Source organism: Prevotella sp. P6B1 (assembly GCF_000702825.1).
Classification (GTDB): domain Bacteria; phylum Bacteroidota; class Bacteroidia; order Bacteroidales; family Bacteroidaceae; genus Prevotella.
Window position 1 is genome coordinate 398476 of sequence record NZ_JNKF01000010.1, and the last position, 18563, is coordinate 417038.

Below are 18563 nucleotides of genomic sequence, written 5' to 3' on the forward strand. Positions count from 1 at the left end.
TGCGATTTGCTTATAGCATGTTAATTAAGTTTCGAGGTCATGGGGCTGCGTACGCCTTTGTAGTTCTTCAGATAGGCCTTGGCGCTACCGAAGGAGAGGAACATGTCGAGGCGCACAGGGATGTGGTTCTGGTCGTCGGTGATATAGAAACGGACGAGCTCGTGGCTCTTGCCGTCTTCGCGCTCATAGAACGACATGACCAAGCAGCGGAATTTCTCCTTGGTGCCATTCATCTTGAAGTTCTCTCGCCCACGAAACTCCAGCCATGAGTTGCTCAGGTTGTGTGCATCGCTGATAGGCATGGGGATGACCTGTCCCTTCTTGAATTTCGAAGCATCGAAATTGCGGGCACGCAGGAAGATAGACATCATATCGTAGATACAGTTGCGATAGGTGCTGGTGGTCCACAGGTGATCGCCGTGCGATGTGATGCGGTGCTTTTTCAGCTGGCAGTTGCCACCTGGATAGCTGTACCATATCTCATCTACATAGTAGCTCTTGCCCTCTCTGGCGCCCTTACGGAAGTACAGGGGTGAGAGGTTGGGATTGCAGTACGACAGCAGGGTGTCGCGCATGGTGAAATACTTGTCGAGTTTGGAGTTACCGCGTGTGATGAGGTATGACTTCCAGGCTTCCTTGCCCTCAAACTTGGTGGTCTTGGTGTCCATCTGTGCTGTTCCGACCTTCACCCAGATGAACTGCCAGTTGAAGTAGAGGTCGTACTCCAGACTCTCACCGCTCTTGAAGGCGGTATTGTTGATGCCGCATTGGGCATGGGCTGAAAGTGCCATGCCAAATGCCATACAAAGCGAAAAGATTATCTTTTTCATTTCTTATTATCTAAGTTTATGCCCTTATCCTTCAGGTATTCGATACCTAACTTGCGGGCTCGTTCCACATTACGGTTCTTAAGTTTCTTGGCTGCATCGGGTTTCTGCTTGGTGATCTTGGCAGGCTTTTGCTTGTAGATAGGCGTGCCAGTAACATTCCAGCTCTGCGATACATCCCACTTGGCCTTGCACTCTATCTCGCGAGGATAGTAATAGACGGCTTCGGCCTGGCGACCTTCGGCATAGTTGCCCGTATCCCAGATGCCATTGCCATTCTCGTCGATAAAGGCGCTGACGTAGTACTTATCGGGTTTGAGATAGTAGAACTCTGCCACGTGATTCTTTACGCGGGTCTGTTTCACAATCTTGTCTGAGCCGTTGAGTAGCTGAACCACCATCGCCGAATCCTCTACACCTGTGATGTTGAGCTTCAGCGTGCCGTATTCGTCTTCGCTCTTGACCTTGATGCCCAGCTTGTAGGCGTTCGACACCTTGCCATAGATATCCTCGAAGGCGGCAGAGTCGACCTCAAGGCTGTACTCGATACCTGGGCGCCAGTCGGCCAGAATCTCGTAACGACGAATCTGGTTGGGTATAGGAACCATCTTGCATTCCGACTCGTACCATACCGAGTCGATCATTGAATAGAGATGAACAGCGGCTGTATCGCAGCGTTGCAGAGGTGTGGGCATCTCTACCCTTACTATCTTGTCGGGATCCATCGATGGCGAGGCATCGTATTTGGGTTCCAATGGCTTCTCGTGCCAGATGGAGTCGTACTCCATGCCGCGTTTCTTCTTCTTGTCCTGCTCCTTCTGCCATTGCTCTATCTCCTTGGCTTGGGCTTTCAGACGTTTCTCGTAGGGCGTCTTGGCCAGCGCCTCGATGGTATCCGTCTGGTTGACGAGCAGTCCTGTAGAGTCGGAAATCTGATAGCTGATTTCCATGCTGAGGGTATCCTGATTGATCAGCGTGGTATCGCGCAACCAGTAGTGGATAGTGTCCTGCTTCTCGTTGGTCTCGATAACAAAGGCATCGTTGCTGTCGAAGTTCAAGCCCTTGATGACAGGCAGGTCGGGATGACCATAGCTGAAGTACATCGAGAATTTATTGGCCTCTACACGTTCAGTCTTGATAAGGAACCTGTCAGTCTGCACATGGGTGAAAGCCAGCAGCGTGATGTCGTCGGGCAGGAAGTGGGTGTAGGGCACTTGGATGAGCGCGTCGATATGCAACGAGTCGCGCCAAACTGTATCAGTACGTACATCGGGCTTCGAGCTTGGTTCGAATGTCTGCTTGTTGAAGGCTATCATCTCGCTCTTCTGGGTGAAGCGGAAGTCGCCGTCCATATCCTGTAGGGCATAGGCGCGATAGGTGCCTGGTGCCACACCTTTCACCACAAAGTGGCCGCTACCATCAGTACGCGACACGCGGAGCATAGGCTTGGTCTGGAAGGCAGAATCAGTCAGGTCGGCATAGAGCCCGACCATGATGCCTTTGATAGGTTCGAGATTGCTGGCATCGAGCACGTAGCCCGATACCTCGAAGGTATCGATACGCTCGCCTGTAGAGAAGCTATAGGTATAGCTGCCCATGGGGTTGCCTTCGTTGTTATCACTGATAGCATCGCTGAAGTCGATGGTATAGGTGGTGTTCGCCATGAGCGAATCCTGCAGTTCTACCACAATCTTCTTGCCCGCGGCCTTGATATCAGGCACTTCGAGCTGTGGAGGCGACACGATGACCTTGTTGTTGGCATCGGTCAGCTTGATATACTCATCGAAAAGGATGGTAATCTTCTTGGCTGTGACGTTGGTGGCCTGGTCGGCTGGGGTGCAACCTATCACCTTAGGTGGGTCGTCGTCGTACCATCCGCCATCGGGCTGTCCCATACGGGCGCAACCTATCATAGCCAACGCTACAGTGCAGATATAGAGGAGTTTCTTCATGCGTTCAACTTCAATAATTGTTCAATATGTTCGCGCGAGTTACTGAGACGAGGCACCTTGTGCTGTCCGCCCAGCTTGCCTTTCAGCTTGAGCCAGTCGTTGAAGAGATTCTCACGTGCCTCAACAATCTCGAGGTGCTGCAGGGTGATGTCCTTGTAGCGCTTGGCCTCGTAGTCGCTGTTGATTTCCTGCAGATGCTTGTCGAGCAAATCACTGAACAGCTGCAGGTCGGCAGGACGCTTCTTAAACTCGATGAGCCACTGATGGCGGCACTTGGCGTTCTGGTCCATAAACACAGGAGCTGCTGTGTATTCTGATACCTCGGCGCCAGTCTGTTCGCAAGCGTAAGCCAGTCCCTTCTCTGCATTATCCACAATCAGCTCCTCGCCGAAGGCGTTGATGAAATGCTTGGTGCGACCGGAGATGATGAACTTATAAGGATTGGTAGAGGTGAACTGGATGGTGTCGCCAATCTCGTAGCGCCACAAGCCGCAGGCATTCGAGATGACCATCGCGTAGTTCTTACCCGTCTCTACGCCCCAAAGGGGTACTGGGTCGCCGCCATCCATGGGGATGAACTCATAGAATACATCGTAGTCGAGCATCAGTAGCATCGACTTATCCGTTGGGTCGTTCTGCAGTCCGAAGAAGCCTTCGCTGGCATTATAGGTCTCCATATAGTGCATGTTGGGCGAGGTGATGAGCTGCTCGTACTGTTTGCGATATGGCGTAAAGGCCACACCACCGTGGAAGAATACTTCGATATTAGGCCAGATCTCTTCAAGATGCGTTTTGCCTGTAATCTCCATCATGCGGGTGAGCACAGAGAGCATCCACGAAGGCACGCCAGAAAGATTGGTCACATTCTTGTTCATGGCCTCACGGGCTATGCGATCGCGTTTGATCTCGAAATCAGACAGCAGCGCCGTTTGTTTCTTAGGTACACGAACCAGATTGACCAGTGGGTTGATATTCTCGATGAGGATGGCGCTCAGGTCGCCAACCAGCGAATCTTTCAGATTATAGTTGGGTGCATGGCTACCACCCAGAATCAGGCCCTTTCCATCAAACATTCTCGACTTGGGATTGTTCTGCAGATACATGGCTACCGCATCGAATCCGCCACGATAGTGCATACGCTTCAGTCCCTCTTGACTGACGGGGATGAACTTCGACTTGTCGTTGGTGGTTCCTGATGATTTGGCATACCATTTTACACGTCCTGGCCACAGCACATCAGTCTCGCCGTGTCGCATACGGTCAATGGCACCTTTCAGTTCTTCGTAGGTATTAACAGGGTTATTCTTCACGAAGTCGTCGTAGCCTCTTACAGATGCAAAAGCATGCTGGCGGCCGTATTCTGTATCCTTGGCCTCTGCCATCAGTCGGCGCAGCACAGCCTCCTGCAAGGCCTGACCTCCGTTGAAATGTTGTTCAAGTTCCCGCTGTCTGGGCTCGAACACTTTTCTTACTATCTTAGTGATACTCATTTCTCAAATTGCATATTTTGCGTGCAAAATTACGCAATTCCGTTGTAAAGGGGGAAAAATTTTCGTTTTTTTATCATTTAAGATGTAATCTTAATCCGAATTGGATAGATGGGGCCAGCGGATGCTCTTTGTAGTAGTGCTGCAATGACGAGCCGTCGTTGAAGTAATAGCCCAACGATGGCTCTAAGTAAAGGCCGAATTGGCGCGTGATATTGTACTCTGCACCAGCAGAGGCGTTAACAGACCATTGCCAGGGGCGCTCATTGATGTCGCCGTCTGATACGTTTGCGTCGATACACTTCTCTATCAGCGTACTGCCAGTCAGATAGACATGGAAGTTCTGAGACGACCATACCTTCCACGACAAGCCAACAGGGATACCAAAGTAGCTGAGTGTCTGTTTGATACTCTGGCTACCGAGGAGTTGCGAGCTGATGTCTGATTTCAGATAAGTATAGCTGATACCGCTGAGCAGCGACAGACGATCGCTGAGCTGGTATTGTAGCGAGAGTCCGAAGCGTACTGGGATATGATGCTTATAGACAACGTCCGGAACAGTTTTTATCTCGTTGGTAGCGTAGTACTTGTTGATGGCGTTGAGATAAGTGGCAGGGTCGCTGTAGAAATCATTGTAGAGAGGGACGTTTTCTTGTGTCTGGAGGCTATTATTGGCAGCCAGCAACAGGCCATTGGACCCTGAGAGTCCAATCGTCCAACGGCCAGAATCGTCTGATTTCGAGCTGGTTGTGTAAGGCTTGCTGACATCTGGAAGATAGGTCTGCTTTGGATGGCTCGCTGCCACCATGGGGCTATCGTTTGATGGCTCCTGACTGGTCTCTGCCATTTCCTGAGAGGTCTCTGCTACTTCCTGACTGACCTCTGCTGTTTCCAGCTGTGGCTCTGCTGCTACCGTTTCTGCCTTGTTCATATCCTGCTTAGGGGTGATAGAGGCATGAGCCAGCAGTCTGGGCTGCTTAGCAGTAGCTGAAGGTTGAGCTACATTAGCAGCCAAATCTACGTCAGCTGTCTGAGCAACATCATCTGTCTGAGTGGCAGTAGCAGGCTTGTTGTGGGCTGTAAGCTGTGGTTGACTCTGGTTCTCATCGAACTGATAGAATGCAAAGAAGCCTACAAGTGCCAGAACGACTGCAGCAGCGGCCCAATAATATCGGCGCATGAAGGTAACCTTGGGGGCAGGCTTGGGCTCGAGGCCCATCTGTTGACTGATGTCCTCCCAGAGTCCGGCTGGTGGCGTCATCTCGTGCCCTTCCAGCTTCTGCTTCATTTGTTTAGTCCAATCCTCTTTCATCCCTGTTTGTTCGTTAATTCCTTTATTCTGCGTGCCAGCCATTGTTTGGCGTAATGTAGCTGAGAGCTTGATGTACTCTCCTTAATTCCTAGTAGTTCGGCTATTTGCCGATGAGAGTAGTTTTCGAACACATAGAGGTTCAACACGGTGCGATAGCCATCAGGCAGTTCGCTGATCAATTGGTGCAGCTGGTCGGCTGAGATCCGTTCTGTTTCAGGAGCTTCATCTGCGATATGGGCTTGTTGCAACTTTGTATCGTCCTGCTCTACGAACTGCAGTTTCTTTTTCTCCCTCAGGAATGATAGTGCCTCGTGGGCCACTATCCTGACGAGCCAGCCTTTGAACGCTTCTTCGCCTCTATACTCCATTGTTGCGATAGATGTGAATATCTTCACAAAACTGTTCTGCAACACGTCCTTCGCATCATCGCGATTAGGAATATAGCGGTAGCAGACCGATGACAGCTCACCGATGTACATCTGGTAGAGCTCACCCATCGCCCGTTGGTCTTTCCGACGTATACGTTCAACGATATTATTGACCATTTTCTGCTCGCGTTCTATTATAAGAAGCCAAAAGTACTCAAATCTTGTATGACACGGGCAAGTTTTTTTGTTTCTTTAACATTATTCCATACAAGAATTGCCTTTTGGGTGCATTATTAAGGCAGAATGAAACCCAAAAAACGTTGTAAGTATGAAAAAGAACCTGATTGTTTTTTCAGCCCTTGCGCTGAGTAGTGCGATGGTATCGTGTACCACCTCATCAGAGGAGCAGATTGACTTAGGCGAAACCAAGCATGTGGTAAATATGCTGTCTGAGTCGGAGCCTATTAAGTTGACTCAAGAGCAGGAGGCATTTGCCAGCAAGAATAACCGTTTTACACTGAACTTCCTGAAGACAGTGAACGATGCAGACCAGAGCGGCAAGAGCTTTATCTACTCGCCACTCAGTATTACCTATGTATTAGGCATGGTGAACGCTGCTGCCGTAGGACAGACGGAACAAGAGCTGGAGCAGACGTTAGGCTTCCAGCAGGGAGGTATCCAGGCTGTTAACGATTATTGTAAGAAGCTGATTGAGGGGCTGCCAAAGGTTGATAACAAGGTGACACTGAACATAGCTAATGCGCTGTTTGTCAATCAGGACAGAGCAACCTTGAAGTCACAGTATCAGCAGGATATGCAGAACTATTATGATGCTAAGGCAGAGAATCTTGATTTTACCTCGAACTCAGCACTCAGCACCATCAATGGTTGGGCAAGCGATCATACTAATGAAATGATTCCTGAGATTCTGGATGAAATAGATCCTAATGTAGTTACTTATCTGCTTAATGCCATCTATTTCAAAGCAGACTGGGCTTCGAAGTTCGACCAGAAGAATACGAAGGAAGAAACTTTTACCACGGATAAAGGTCGTAAGAAGTTGCCGCTGATGCACCAGAATGTGCTGATCAATTATTTGGAGAATGAAACATATAGCGCTATCGAGATGCCTTATGGAAATGGTAGTTGGCGAATGACGGTGATGCTGCCGGAAGAAGGTAAGACCACCGACGACATTATCAGTCGTATTTCGAAACGAGGTAAGTTAGAGGGGTATGGATTCTGTGGAACGATGGGTGATATCTATCAACCTTACGAGACAGATTTGAAACTGCCACGCTTTGAAACCGACTCTGACACAGATGAATTATCCATCGGTCTTATCGGCTTGCTCAAGCAGATGGGCATAAATCTCGCTTTCGACAGCGATTTTGCAGAGATTCCCAATATGTGTGAGCAAAGTGGAGTCTATATCTCTATGATGCGTCAGAAGGCGAAAATCAAGGTTAATGAGGAAGGTTCTGAAGCAGCGGCAGTTACCATAGCAGGAACAAAATACACATCTTCTATAGAGCCTGTGGAATATCCCAAGGCTACCTTCCACGCTAATCGCCCATTTGTTTATGTGATTAGAGAAGCTTCATCGGGCGTTATCTTGTTCGTTGGAAAGTTTACAGGACAATAAAAAAAAGAGGTTGAAAAAACCTCTTTTTTATTTAATCGTCTGCGAAAGCAGCTGCTTCAGCTTCGGCTATGATATCCTCACGCGATTTCTCTTTGTGCGAGATGTCTGAAAGATCGAATTCCTTTTCTGATAAATCGATGGTTGGAGCTTTCGTGGACTTCTTAGCAGGTTTTACTGCAACCTCTTCTACTGGTTCCTGTTGCTCGATGATAAAGTTCTGCTGCTCCTTCTCTGGATCGGGCACAGCCATTGCCGGCTCTTCTTCCATCTGGGTGCGAGCGGTCTTGGCGGCAAATACGGCATCCACAAACTGAGGTTCGCGCTTCAGGCGCTGCAGGGTGTCTTTCGAAGCCTTCTGCTGCGCCTCTTTCTTCGAATAGCCAGAACCACTCTCGCCACTCACGCCCTCAATCTGTACCATATAGGTAAACACAGGGCTGCCGTTCTCGTCTTTCTTCTGTTTGGTGAGCTTATACTCCAAACGTACACGATTCTTCTGGCTCCACTCAAGGAGTTTCGACTTGAAGTTGACCTCCTTGAATGCTACCTTGTCTATATCAATAAACTTGCCCAGCACCTGATTCTCGAAGAACCACAGGCAAGCCTCGTAGCCACGATCCAGATAAATGGCACCTACCAACGCCTCGAAAGCATTTCCCTCAACATAGCTGTTGTGCGAGGTTGAATGACCTGCTGAGATCAGCAGATTGCTCAATCGCATCTCGGTGGCTAACTTTCCAAGCGTTTCGCGGCTGACGAGTTTCGATCGTGTGTTGGTCAGGAATCCCTCGCGCTTACCCTCGTAGTGACGGTAAACGATGTAACCCACAGCAGCGTCGAGTATGGCATCGCCCAGGAACTCCAGTCGCTCATTGTTCAGCGGCTTGCCCTTGTCGTTGCGCTTGCGGATGCTCTTGTGCATCAGCGCCATCTTGTAATACTCGATGTTGTGGGGGTAGAATCCCAGTATCTCATAAAGAGAAGAAAAAAGCTCCTTCTCCTTGCGGAAAGGGAGCTTGATTCTATCAATGATGTTATTAAGCCTCATACTTCTTGAATACTACACAGGCATTATGACCACCAAAGCCGAAGGTATTGCTGAGACCAGCACGTACCACACGCTTCTGAGCCTTGTTGAATGTGAAGTTCAGGTTGTAATCAATCTCAGGATCCTCATCTCCCTCCTCGTGGTTGATGGTTGGAGGAATGATATCGTTCTTAATAGCCAGAACGGTAGCCATTGCCTCAACAGCACCAGCGGCACCCAGCAGGTGACCAGTCATTGACTTGGTAGAAGAGATGTTGAGCTTATAGGCAGCATCGCCGAATACCTCCTTGATGGCCTTGGCCTCAGAGATATCACCAACGTGGGTAGAAGTACCGTGTACATTGATGTAGTCGATGTCCTCAGGCTTCATGCCTGCGTCCTCAAGAGCGTTCTGCATCACGAGCTTAGCGCCCAGACCCTCGGGGTGAGAAGCAGTGATGTGGTGAGCGTCAGCGCTCATGCCAGCACCTACCATCTCAGCATAGATCTTAGCGCCACGAGCCTTAGCGTGCTCCAGCTCCTCCAGGATCAAGCAACCAGAACCCTCGGCCATGATGAATCCATCGCGGCTGGCGCTGAATGGACGGCTGGCTTTCTCTGGCTCGTCGTTGCGTGTAGAAAGGGCATGCATGGCGTTGAAACCACCTACGCCAGTAGCGCAGATAGCAGCCTCGGCACCACCAGCAACGATAGCGTTAGCCTTACCCAAGCGAATCAGGTTGAAGGCGTCGGCCAGTGCGTTTGAAGAAGATGCACAAGCAGAAGCGGTGATATAGTTGGGGCCATGGAAGCCATACATGATTGAAATCTGACCAGCTGCGATATCAGCAATCATCTTGGGGATGAAGAAGGGGTTGAACTTAGGACCATCGGCTTCGTGAACACCGTAGTATTTTACTTCGTCCTCGAAGGTCTTAATTCCACCGATACCTACGCCGTAAACCACGCCGATACGGTTCTTGTCTTCTGTCTCCAGATCCATGCCGCTGTCTTCAACAGCCTGCTTAGCAGCAATCAGGGCCAGCTGAGTGTAGCGGTCCATCTTACGTGCCTCTTTGCGGTCCAGGAAATCGTTCACGTTGAGGTTCTTTACCTCACAAGCGAACTTAGTCTTAAAATTTGTTGTATCGAAACTTGTAATAGGTGCTGCGCCGCTAACTCCGTTGAGCAGGTTATTCCACATCTCTTCAGGAGTGTTGCCCACTGGCGTAACTGCGCCAAGACCTGTTACAACTACTCTTTTTAATTCCATAAGCTTAAATTAAAGCATAATGGTTGCTTCTAAGTGTTAGAAAGCAACCATTATGTTGTGAACAAATATTATTTTGCGTTCTCCTCGATGTAAGCGATAGCATCGCCAACAGTACCGATCTTCTCAGCCTTATCATCGGGAATAGAGATACCAAACTCCTTCTCGAACTCCATGATCAGCTCAACGGTATCCAGTGAGTCTGCACCCAGGTCGTTTGTGAAGCTAGCCTCAGCCTTTACTTCAGCCTCATCTACACCGAGTTTGTCTACGATAATTGCCTTTACTTTGCTTTCAATTTCTGACATAATTGTAATACTTTAATTTGTTAATAATGATGTTGCTATCTTGAAATTTTTCCGACTTTAGGTCGAAATCGGGTGCAAAGTAACACAATTTCTTTCACTTACGCAAATTTTTTTAAGAAAAACTTGCTTTAGTTTGCACACTACGGGGTGATTTGTGCAAAAATATGCTATTTTTTGGCGCCCTTAATACTATAAAAATACAAAATATGATGATTTTATTCAATTTTAGTTGGTTATTTGAAAAACTTTCTGTAGTTTTGCAAAATAAAAACGAATACAAATATGACATTTACAGAAGAGTCTAATCAAATTTTTAATCGAGCCATCAATGATTACCATGTCACCGATGATGTAGATACACCTATAAAGAATCCGTATCAGAAAGACAGTATCCAGCATAGTCTTTATAAGAAGTGCTGGATAGACACGGTTCAGTGGCATTATGAGGATATCATCCGCGATCCCCATATTGATCCCATTGAGGCGCTGGCCTTAAAGCGCCGTATTGACCGTAGCAATCAGGACCGTACCGATTTGGTAGAGGAGATCGATTCATATTTCCGTCAGTATTATAGCGATGTGAAGCCTCAGGCCGATGCGCGCCTGAATACAGAGAGCCCAGCATGGGCTGTCGACCGTCTGAGCATTCTTGCCCTGAAGATATATCACATGCAGGAGCAGGTGAACCGTACTGATGCCGAGCCAGCGCATATTGCCAAATGTCAGGCTAAGCTCAATGTGCTGCTCGAACAGCAGAAGGACCTCTCGCTGGCTATCGACCAGTTACTGGAGGATATCGCAGAAGGCCGCAAATACATGAAAGTGTATCGTCAGATGAAGATGTATAACGATCCCGCTACTAACCCTATCTTGTATAATCAGAAGTAACAAGGCTGATGAAGAAAGAGCATATACTGGTCATAAGATTCTCTGCTCTTGGCGACGTAGCCATGATGGTGCCTGTGGTATGGGCGCTGGCTCAGCAGTATCCTGATATCCGTATCACGGTGCTGAGCCGTAAGTTTGCGCGCCCGTTGTTCGATGATCTGGCTCCGAATGTGAATTTCATGGAGGCCGATCTGAACAAGGAGTATCACGGCGTCAGAGGACTGAATGCCCTTTACCGCCGATTGGTTGCCAAGCAATTTACGAAGGTGGCCGATTTGCATAATGTTCTACGTTCAGAGTATCTCCGCATGCGTTTCAATCTGGGCAGATACCGTGTAGAGCATTTGATTAAGAACCGTAGTCAGCGCCGTAAGCTGGTTTCTGGCAAACAGGATAAGCGCGTGCAGCTCCCGTCATCGTTCGAGAACTATGCTGCTGTGTTTGAGCGCTTGGGCTATCCGGTTGACTTGAGGCAGTTCCGCTCCATCTTCTCCGCCGAAGGTGGTAATCTGAATCTGCTGCCAGCCGTGTTTGGTCCTAAGAAGAGTTTTGAGCAGTGGATTGGTATTGCTCCGTTTGCTGCTCACGAGGGTAAGGTGTATCCGCCTCGCCTGATGGAGCAGGTCATCTATCGCCTGATACAGGCCTATCCTAAAGGTCGCATCTTCCTGTTTGGCAGGGGCGAAGAGGAGGAGAAGTACTTCCAGTTGTGGTGTGCCCAGTATCGCCAGTGTGTATGTGTTGGCAAGCATTGCGAGGGGATGTATCAGGAGCTGATCCTGATGAGTCATCTCAATGTGATGCTCTCGATGGATTCTGCCAACATGCATCTGGCTTCGCTCACTGGTGTTCCTGTGGTGAGTGTGTGGGGAGCCACCCATCCTATGGCTGGATTCCTGGGTTATAACCAGAATCCGGAGAATGTGATCCAGATTGATCTGGAATGCCGTCCATGCAGTATCTATGGCAACAAGCCTTGTCAGCGCGGCGATTATGCTTGTCTGCAGAACATTCCGCCTGAGCGGATTGTTGACAGAATAATTACCATTATTAATAACTAAAAACTAAGACGCTTATGAAGTACATTTGTGAAGTTTGCGGATACGTTTACGATCCGGCAGAAGGCGATCCCGATGGTGGCATCGCTCCAGGAACAGCATTTGAGGATATTCCTGATGATTGGGTTTGCCCCGTTTGCGGTGTGGGCAAAGACAGTTTCAAGCCTGAATAATTTCATGCGAACAAATAGGTTCATCATCAGATTGACGTCGGTTATAGCTGTCTTATCGGCTATAGTGCTGGTTTCATGTAGATACGATGCCAGCGACTTCTTCCAGTCGTTTGATGATGAACCTAACGTAAGCCCACTGGCCACAGAGCTTGGTTTCAGCAAGGACCGTCCGTTGGTCATGGGTATGAATACCAGTTATGCTCCTCTGCAATATGTGAACAACCAGGGCGTACCAAGTGGTTACGATGTGATGTTCACCAAGAAACTGCTGAAGCGGATGGGCATCCCGTTTACTTTCTCACCTAACCATTGGGACAAAATGTCGCCAGGCATCATTGGCGGCAAATACGATATGGGCATGTTGGTCTATTCGCCCTATCGTAAAGATACAACCAACTATTCTGAAGCTGTATTCCGTATGTATTATCAGGTGGTTTACAGGAAACAGGACTTTTCGGAGTTTGATTTCCGTCACCTGAAAGGCAAGCATATGGCTTATATGAAATCACGTCCTATCGGCATGATGCTGAAGGACGAAGGGGCTATCGGCCATCCGATAACCGATCTGAGCGAGGCTTTTGTTGAATTGGCTGACGGTAAGTACGATGGTGTGATCTGCTATCGTTTCCAGGCTAAATATAATATCGGACTTCTGCGTATGTCGAGGCAGTTGCAGGCCGACGACCTCTCGTTAGAGCCTCGTGAATACTGTTATGCCAGTCACGACAAGCGACTGATTGATGCCATCAATGCCGAACTGAAGAAGATGGAGGCCGAAGGCATCATCGATGAGATATATGGCCAGGAAGTGGCCGAACGGTTTGGCGATATCAAGATACCCATGTGGGTTTGGTGGCTGCTCACCTGTCTGGTGTTTATGTTTATGGTGGTCTATGTGGTCAACCGCAATCGCTACAGCCACCATTTGCAGCGTGCCAACGTGCAGTTGCAACAGAAGAACAAGGCCCTCCAGCTGGCTACTGCCAGAGCCGAGGAGAGTACCCGTATGAAGAGCAACTTCATCAAGCAGATATCGCACGAGATACGTACGCCACTGAATATCGTATGTGGCTTTACACAGGTGCTGACAACGACCGATGTCGAACTGGATAAGGCGCAGAGGCGCGAGATGTCGTTGCAGATTATAGAGAACACGGAACGTATCACAGGACTGGTGAATAAGATGCTGGCGCTGGCCGATGTCAATAGTAGTGCCATATTGGAGCGTGAAGACCATACATCGGCAGCCATGATAGCCCAGGAGGCCATCAAGGCTACAGGTATCGATAAGGCATCGCAGTTCGTATTCAGACTGATTAAGCAGACGGGTACAGAGCTATTCTTTGATACCCATCAGCGCTCGGCAGTACAGGCGTTGGAGCAATTGCTTGACAATGCCAAGAAGTTTACCCAACAAGGACAAGTAACATTAACAATAAGTAATCACGACGGCCAGGCATGCTTTGTGGTAGAGGATTCAGGCATATCGATACCCGTATATCAGGCCGAGCGCATATTCGATGAGTTTGTACAGTTAGACGAATATAGCGATGGAACAGGCATCGGACTGGCTATAGCGCGTAGCTTGGCGCGCCGACTGGGTGGTGACATCGTTCTCGACACCACCTATACCGGAGGCGCGCGATTCGTGATGACCTTGCAAAGCGAGAAAGAAGAAACGGCATGAAACAACAAGTATATCCTATCATAAGGTTCCCTGAGAAGGGAACCGTTTTGTATCCCTATCGTCGTCATCCCTTAGTACAGCCAGGCGCCATCGAGCAGCATTTCGCTCGTGAGCTTTCTGCCAAGTTGCCTGCTGGCGTGGAGTGCATCCTCAATGCCTGCATCATCACTACTGATAAGCAGCCGCCTTACTATCCCGATTTGGCGCTGGTGGTAGCTGGTCGCCCTGATATCCGTATCGATGTGGAGATCGACGAGCCTTATCAGAAGAGCACGCGCGAGCCTATCCACTATCAGTCGTGTGGCGATGTGTTTCGCGATCATCTGTTGAATCGTCATGGGTGGACGGTGGTGCGATTGGCCGTTCAGCAAATCACTCAGGAAGCCAGCATCTGTGCCGACTATCTGGTGGAACTGCTTTCGGCTATGACGGCCGATATGGCTACAGCCGGGCAGCATGTCTTCACCTCTGTGCCCTTTCCTGTTGAGCCTTGGAGCCGCCATGATGCCCTGAAGATGGCGTACTGGCAGAAGGTGGCAGGCGAAGACCGCCAGTGGATAGTCGACAGATACGCCCTCGACGAGCAGGAACTGAAGTGCAAGCCGCTGGTCAGGCCTTTCGAGAAAACAGATGATATGTGCGAGAAGATGGCCACCTTTCGCGATGCTGGCTGCTACGAGCAGGATGCTTTCATTGATTTTGAGCCCGAGGAACATATCTATATATATAAAGGAATAAAGCGCATGCTGCCTGTGAGCTCGTTGATAGCCTACTTCTACGATGAGTTCCAACCTCTGTCACAGGCCGAGAACCAGTTGCGATATAAAGGCATACCCGTAGAGGAGTGCCTCGATAAGTGGGCCAAGGCAGGCCGATTGGCCAGCGAGGTAGGCACCTTTGTGCATCTGCAGACAGAGAACTACTTCCAGCGTGGATTTTTCGAGACAGAATGCCAGCTACAGTTCGGCTCTGAGACCGAAGTGGTGAACGTGGAACAGGAGAAACTGCACTTCCTGCGCTTCATCCGCGACTACGATATCGAGCCCTATCGCCAGGAGTGGCCTGTCTATGATAAGGATCTGAACATTGCCGGCACCATCGACCTGATTTGCCAGAACGACGATGGCGAGTTTACCATCTACGACTGGAAGCGTTCGTCGAAGGTGGTCAACGCCCAAGGACAACCCATCGTAGAGGGTTTCCGTGGTAAGATGAGCCACAACGGCATCAGTCTGCCCGACACCTCGTTCTATCACTACTGCATCCAGCAGAACCTGTATCGCTACATGCTCGAGCGCCATTACGGCATCCGCATCAAGGCAATGAACCTGGTGGTGCTCTGTCCCGACTATCCCACCTACTACGTGGCCCAAGTGCCTAAGATGGACCAGCTTATCCAGCAGATTGTCACCATCTGCCAGCAAAGAGACCTGGGCCACCGGTTGCTGTTGTAATGTACATTTAAATAATTAGCCAGTCCTTTCACTGAAGGACTGCAATCCTCTAACTAAAAGACTGGAGTCCTTCAGGCGGAGGACTCCAGTCTTTGTTACCAAGTACTGAACCAGTGATTAATCCACCCAGTTCAGTTTCTCTACATAAGCATCAAATTTCAGTTCTTCATGGCCAACAATCTTTAGCGCTGCCTCCACCTCTTTGATTTCGCTGGGCGAACATAGCCGCGCACCCTTGCGACGCTCGAAGTAAGGGTTTCTACCGAACTTGCCCTGAAGTCGGTAACGGAACGTATCGTACTCGCTAGGCAGCATCTTGGTCTGCATATTCTTGAAACCTTTACCATACACCTGGGGCTTATCGCTGCGATAGAACTCGCAATCTCCCGTGGGTTTTGTGTACTTTGGATTCACAATTGTCACACTATGATAATCATCGGGCAAAGCCTGCATCGCCAGCTGGCGAAGACAGTGGTCAGCCATTTTGCAATCCGACTGTATGCAATGCAGAAAACAGCCAGGCACATCTTTGTAATTAATCTTATTCTCCATTATTTTTATTTTTTATGTAAAACATACTCAACACCTCACTTTACGAGGCTGATATCCTTTGTAGCAGAGGGTTTGAGGCGAGTGAGGTGTTTGCGAAACTACTCACCTGACACCTCACTCAACACCTCATGCAATTTTCAGAGGCACCACATTGTAGAATTTCACATGTCCGCGCTCAGTATGCTCAAAGCCCAGGTCCTTCATCGCATAACCCAGATGAATCTTGGTACTCTGGTCGCTCTTTACCGAGGGGTATTCCTTGCGGATCAGCTCAATCATCTGCTTGGTGTTCATAGCCTTCACCTTCTCGCCCTCATGGGGCTTGCGGAAACAGCTCTCAACAATCTCGGCTATATCCTTCTCATCGGTATAGTTCAGGTTCAGCTGCTGGATACGCGCCACCTGCTCGTTGGTGAACCAGTAGGGTGCTTCGAGTTCGTTCACCTCGTACACCAGCTGGGCATACAGCTGTTCGTAGTCAATCTCGCCCGTATTGTCGATATACTGCCCCTGAGGGATTTCAATGCAGATATATCGTCGACTACCCGTTACATCCGACAGCGGATGAGGATTGTTGGTAGTGGCTACAAACGATGCATAGCGGGGGCGATCCTGTTGCGAACTGCCATAGATGGTACGTCCGTTGACCTTGATTTTCGAGAGCGTCTGCTTCAAGGCCGCCTGCTGACTGGGACGGATGGCGTCCAGCTCATCGAGATTCACCAGCAGATTGTTTGTCAAGGCCATCTCCTTATCAAACTTGTTCGATAGGTTCAGGTGGTCCAGATAATACTCCTGCAGTTCAGAAGGCAGCAGACGTGCGATGAAGGTCGATTTGCCACAGCCCTGCGCCCCAATCAGTGTGGGCACACTCTCGTTGGCATGCAGCCTGTCCTTCTGCAGCCAATGCGCCACAGCCGATCGGAACCAGATGACTAAGAAGTCCAACTGTTCGCTGCTGATACCTGGCAGACGGCTGAACAACCTGGCCAGATGATTCTGCCCGTCCCATTTAGGCAGATGCATCAGATACTCACTGATAGGATTGTACACGGGCGTTGCATCCGAGTAGATCACCTCTTGTATATCAGTCTTAGGACTGTTTTTGGTAATCTGCTCCTGCTTACCCTTGCGAACGATGCTGTTCAGCGCTTCAGGTGTTAGCGTTCTCCAAACAGGCTGACTATCAGGAGGTTCTGCGCTAAGGGTTACATACTCTACCTTACCATTCAGTACATTGCGACGGAACTGGTAGTTGTCACTAAGGAACTGCTCTACGGCGAGCGAGTTCTGCTGAGAGACTCCAAGAGACTCTCCGTTAATTGTTAGTTTCTCCATAAGATAAAGAATTTAATTTTAAGTTTGTTGATTATGTGCACTTTTCATACTCGCGTATGTTTTTGTGTACGGTTTTTGGCTATTGCCTTTCGGTTGGCAAAGGTACAAAAATAAAAAAGCGGTTGTCCGTCTTTCCTGTTAAATTTTTGTTAAATTCTTCAAGTGTTAAAATCGAGTGAGGTTTTAAGTGAGATGTTTAGTGAGTAGTTTGCCAAACACCTCACTCGCCTCAAACCCTTTGCCACAAAGGATTTCAGAGCCTCAAAGTGAGGTGTTGACCAGTTTCTTTTTATAACTTTTTTTTGTATAATACTTGGAAGTTTCGAATATATTTCCTATCTTTGCAGCCGAAAGGAAACCGCTTCCTCCCGCTGAAATGAAAGAGTAGCACCGTAATCGGGTTAGCAAATCAGTTCAGCGGTTTTTTTATTTCTTCAGGTTTTGTATTTCAGCGTCAAAGGTTTTCTGGTCGATAATTGCATATGGTTTGAACAAACCTGTATTCTTGATTTTGCGTATGCAGAGATAAGCTTTACCACCAAGCTCGCGGCTGAAATAGGCAAAGAATGCAGTCTCAGGATGTTTGCCAGGAATAACAGCTCGCCATCCCTCATAAGTAGCTTTTTCTATAAAGCCTTTAATATCTCGTGCAACCATATTTTTAAAAGCATTAAAGCGGTTATCCTGAGTATTTTTGCTGGCTATCGTTTTGAGGTCCGACTTAGTTATCTCAACATCCATTGTAATGCCATTAGTCACAGTAAAGCGCAAGGGGTTATCTTTTAAAGCATCTGCCATTTGTATGACTTCTGCTCTAAGCCTCTTACTTTCTATATAGTATTGCTCCTCTGTACGTTGATTAACCTTTTCCATACAATTTGCAAATATAACAAGTATTTGTGAATCTTCCAAACTTTTATCAGAAAAACTCATTTTTCTTGCATAATACTTGGAAGTATCGAATATATTTCCTATATTTGCACCGTCGCTGGTAGCCCCTAAGGGGCTAAGCGTGCGATCTTATTTTATGATAAAGACGTTTTCGAACGTCTGTCGTTGTGAGCCAAGAACTTCGCAAACTCTTAACATCACAGCAGGCAGATGGCAACGAGGCGTCTACGTGGTGCGTATCTATATACCATATTTATATAGTCCGTACTGGCGTGGGCTTCTGCGTTGTCTATCCTGTGTGATGTGGGCAATGCGAAGGCCTTTGG

General features: G+C 48.6%; 17 protein-coding genes. 6 read left to right on the forward strand and 11 right to left on the reverse strand.

Annotated elements, in window-relative coordinates:
- Positions 1-20: 20 nt before the first annotated feature.
- The 5 genes from T495_RS0102675 to T495_RS0102695 form a co-directional block, all read right to left on the reverse strand.
- Entirely contained in the window at positions 21-830 is an 810-nt protein-coding gene (locus tag T495_RS0102675) for a DUF3108 domain-containing protein (RefSeq protein WP_028902641.1), read from the reverse strand.
- Positions 827-2779, reverse strand: coding sequence for an Ig-like domain-containing protein (locus T495_RS0102680; protein ID WP_033147477.1), 1953 nt, complete (start codon positions 2777-2779; stop codon positions 827-829). The genes T495_RS0102675 and T495_RS0102680 overlap by 4 nt, the downstream gene beginning before the upstream one ends.
- A complete protein-coding gene (locus T495_RS0102685) occupies positions 2776-4269 on the reverse strand; it encodes a GH3 auxin-responsive promoter family protein (protein WP_033147478.1) in 1494 nt (497 codons plus the stop codon). The genes T495_RS0102680 and T495_RS0102685 overlap by 4 nt, the downstream gene beginning before the upstream one ends.
- A 73-nt stretch (positions 4270-4342) precedes the next feature.
- A complete protein-coding gene (locus T495_RS15025) occupies positions 4343-5554 on the reverse strand; it encodes an outer membrane beta-barrel protein (RefSeq protein WP_197020322.1) in 1212 nt (403 codons plus the stop codon).
- A 20-nt stretch (positions 5555-5574) separates the two neighbouring features.
- The gene (locus T495_RS0102695) at positions 5575-6123 is read right to left on the reverse strand and encodes an RNA polymerase sigma factor (RefSeq protein ID WP_033147479.1); all 549 of its coding nucleotides are present in this window, start codon (positions 6121-6123) and stop codon (positions 5575-5577) included.
- Between the two features lie 151 nt (positions 6124-6274).
- Between T495_RS0102695 and T495_RS0102700 the strand changes: the two genes are divergently transcribed.
- A complete protein-coding gene (locus T495_RS0102700) occupies positions 6275-7591 on the forward strand; it encodes a serpin family protein (RefSeq protein ID WP_033147480.1) in 1317 nt (438 codons plus the stop codon).
- Between the two features lie 31 nt (positions 7592-7622).
- Here T495_RS0102700 and rnc read toward each other — a convergent pair whose 3' ends face one another.
- From rnc to T495_RS0102715, 3 genes are all read right to left on the reverse strand, one after another.
- Positions 7623-8639, reverse strand: a complete 1017-nt coding sequence (rnc, locus tag T495_RS0102705; protein WP_028902636.1) for a ribonuclease III — start codon at positions 8637-8639, stop codon at positions 7623-7625.
- Positions 8629-9891 (reverse strand): beta-ketoacyl-ACP synthase II, encoded by a 1263-nt coding sequence (gene fabF / locus T495_RS0102710; RefSeq protein WP_028902635.1) that lies wholly within the window; start codon positions 9889-9891, stop codon positions 8629-8631. Before fabF ends, rnc begins: the two co-directional genes overlap by 11 nt.
- Before the next feature lie 68 nt (positions 9892-9959).
- Positions 9960-10196 (reverse strand): acyl carrier protein, encoded by a 237-nt coding sequence (locus tag T495_RS0102715; protein ID WP_013065488.1) that lies wholly within the window; start codon positions 10194-10196, stop codon positions 9960-9962.
- A 282-nt stretch (positions 10197-10478) separates the two neighbouring features.
- Between T495_RS0102715 and T495_RS0102720 the strand changes: the two genes are divergently transcribed.
- The 5 genes from T495_RS0102720 to T495_RS0102735 are packed head-to-tail and all read left to right on the forward strand — an operon-like array spanning position 10479 to position 15456.
- Complete coding sequence (locus tag T495_RS0102720; protein ID WP_033147481.1) at positions 10479-11084, forward strand: DUF4254 domain-containing protein; 606 nt, start codon at positions 10479-10481, stop codon at positions 11082-11084.
- Between the two features lie 8 nt (positions 11085-11092).
- Complete coding sequence (locus T495_RS0102725; RefSeq protein WP_033147482.1) at positions 11093-12145, forward strand: glycosyltransferase family 9 protein; 1053 nt, start codon at positions 11093-11095, stop codon at positions 12143-12145.
- 14 nt (positions 12146-12159) lie between these two features.
- A complete protein-coding gene (gene rd / locus T495_RS15485; RefSeq protein WP_081773222.1) occupies positions 12160-12315 on the forward strand; it encodes a rubredoxin in 156 nt (51 codons plus the stop codon).
- Between the two features lie 4 nt (positions 12316-12319).
- Positions 12320-14002, forward strand: coding sequence for a transporter substrate-binding domain-containing protein (locus tag T495_RS0102730; RefSeq protein WP_197020323.1), 1683 nt, complete (start codon positions 12320-12322; stop codon positions 14000-14002).
- Positions 13999-15456, forward strand: a complete 1458-nt coding sequence (locus T495_RS0102735) for a PD-(D/E)XK nuclease family protein (RefSeq protein ID WP_033147484.1) — start codon at positions 13999-14001, stop codon at positions 15454-15456. Before T495_RS0102730 ends, T495_RS0102735 begins: the two co-directional genes overlap by 4 nt.
- Before the next feature lie 117 nt (positions 15457-15573).
- Here T495_RS0102735 and T495_RS0102740 read toward each other — a convergent pair whose 3' ends face one another.
- The 3 genes from T495_RS0102740 to T495_RS0102750 form a co-directional block, all read right to left on the reverse strand.
- On the reverse strand, positions 15574-16008 hold the full coding sequence (locus T495_RS0102740) for a DUF6078 family protein (protein WP_033147485.1): 435 nt from the start codon (positions 16006-16008) through the stop codon (positions 15574-15576).
- Positions 16009-16134: 126 nt separating this feature from the next.
- Complete coding sequence (locus T495_RS0102745; protein ID WP_033147486.1) at positions 16135-17346, reverse strand: VapE domain-containing protein; 1212 nt, start codon at positions 17344-17346, stop codon at positions 16135-16137.
- 426 nt (positions 17347-17772) lie between these two features.
- Positions 17773-18279, reverse strand: a complete 507-nt coding sequence (locus T495_RS0102750; RefSeq protein WP_155993404.1) for a hypothetical protein — start codon at positions 18277-18279, stop codon at positions 17773-17775.
- Positions 18280-18563 lie beyond the last annotated feature (284 nt).

Excerpts from the sequence above, each read along its gene's own strand:
- T495_RS0102675 (WP_028902641.1), bottom strand. The coding sequence starts at position 830 with ATGAAAAAGATAATCTTTTCGCTTTGTATGGCATTTGGCATGGCACTT.
- T495_RS0102680 (WP_033147477.1), bottom strand. The coding sequence starts at position 2,779 with ATGAAGAAACTCCTCTATATCTGCACTGTAGCGTTGGCTATGATAGGT.
- T495_RS0102685 (WP_033147478.1), bottom strand. The coding sequence starts at position 4,269 with ATGAGTATCACTAAGATAGTAAGAAAAGTGTTCGAGCCCAGACAGCGG.
- T495_RS15025 (WP_197020322.1), bottom strand. The coding sequence starts at position 5,554 with ATGAAGCAGAAGCTGGAAGGGCACGAGATGACGCCACCAGCCGGACTC.
- T495_RS0102695 (WP_033147479.1), bottom strand. The coding sequence starts at position 6,123 with ATGGTCAATAATATCGTTGAACGTATACGTCGGAAAGACCAACGGGCG.
- T495_RS0102700 (WP_033147480.1), top strand. The coding sequence starts at position 6,275 with ATGAAAAAGAACCTGATTGTTTTTTCAGCCCTTGCGCTGAGTAGTGCG.
- rnc (WP_028902636.1), bottom strand. The coding sequence starts at position 8,639 with ATGAGGCTTAATAACATCATTGATAGAATCAAGCTCCCTTTCCGCAAG.
- fabF (WP_028902635.1), bottom strand. The coding sequence starts at position 9,891 with ATGGAATTAAAAAGAGTAGTTGTAACAGGTCTTGGCGCAGTTACGCCA.
- T495_RS0102715 (WP_013065488.1), bottom strand. The coding sequence starts at position 10,196 with ATGTCAGAAATTGAAAGCAAAGTAAAGGCAATTATCGTAGACAAACTC.
- T495_RS0102720 (WP_033147481.1), top strand. The coding sequence starts at position 10,479 with ATGACATTTACAGAAGAGTCTAATCAAATTTTTAATCGAGCCATCAAT.
- T495_RS0102725 (WP_033147482.1), top strand. The coding sequence starts at position 11,093 with ATGAAGAAAGAGCATATACTGGTCATAAGATTCTCTGCTCTTGGCGAC.
- rd (WP_081773222.1), top strand. The coding sequence starts at position 12,160 with ATGAAGTACATTTGTGAAGTTTGCGGATACGTTTACGATCCGGCAGAA.
- T495_RS0102730 (WP_197020323.1), top strand. The coding sequence starts at position 12,320 with ATGCGAACAAATAGGTTCATCATCAGATTGACGTCGGTTATAGCTGTC.
- T495_RS0102735 (WP_033147484.1), top strand. The coding sequence starts at position 13,999 with ATGAAACAACAAGTATATCCTATCATAAGGTTCCCTGAGAAGGGAACC.
- T495_RS0102740 (WP_033147485.1), bottom strand. The coding sequence starts at position 16,008 with ATGGAGAATAAGATTAATTACAAAGATGTGCCTGGCTGTTTTCTGCAT.
- T495_RS0102745 (WP_033147486.1), bottom strand. The coding sequence starts at position 17,346 with ATGGAGAAACTAACAATTAACGGAGAGTCTCTTGGAGTCTCTCAGCAG.
- T495_RS0102750 (WP_155993404.1), bottom strand. The coding sequence starts at position 18,279 with ATGAGTTTTTCTGATAAAAGTTTGGAAGATTCACAAATACTTGTTATA.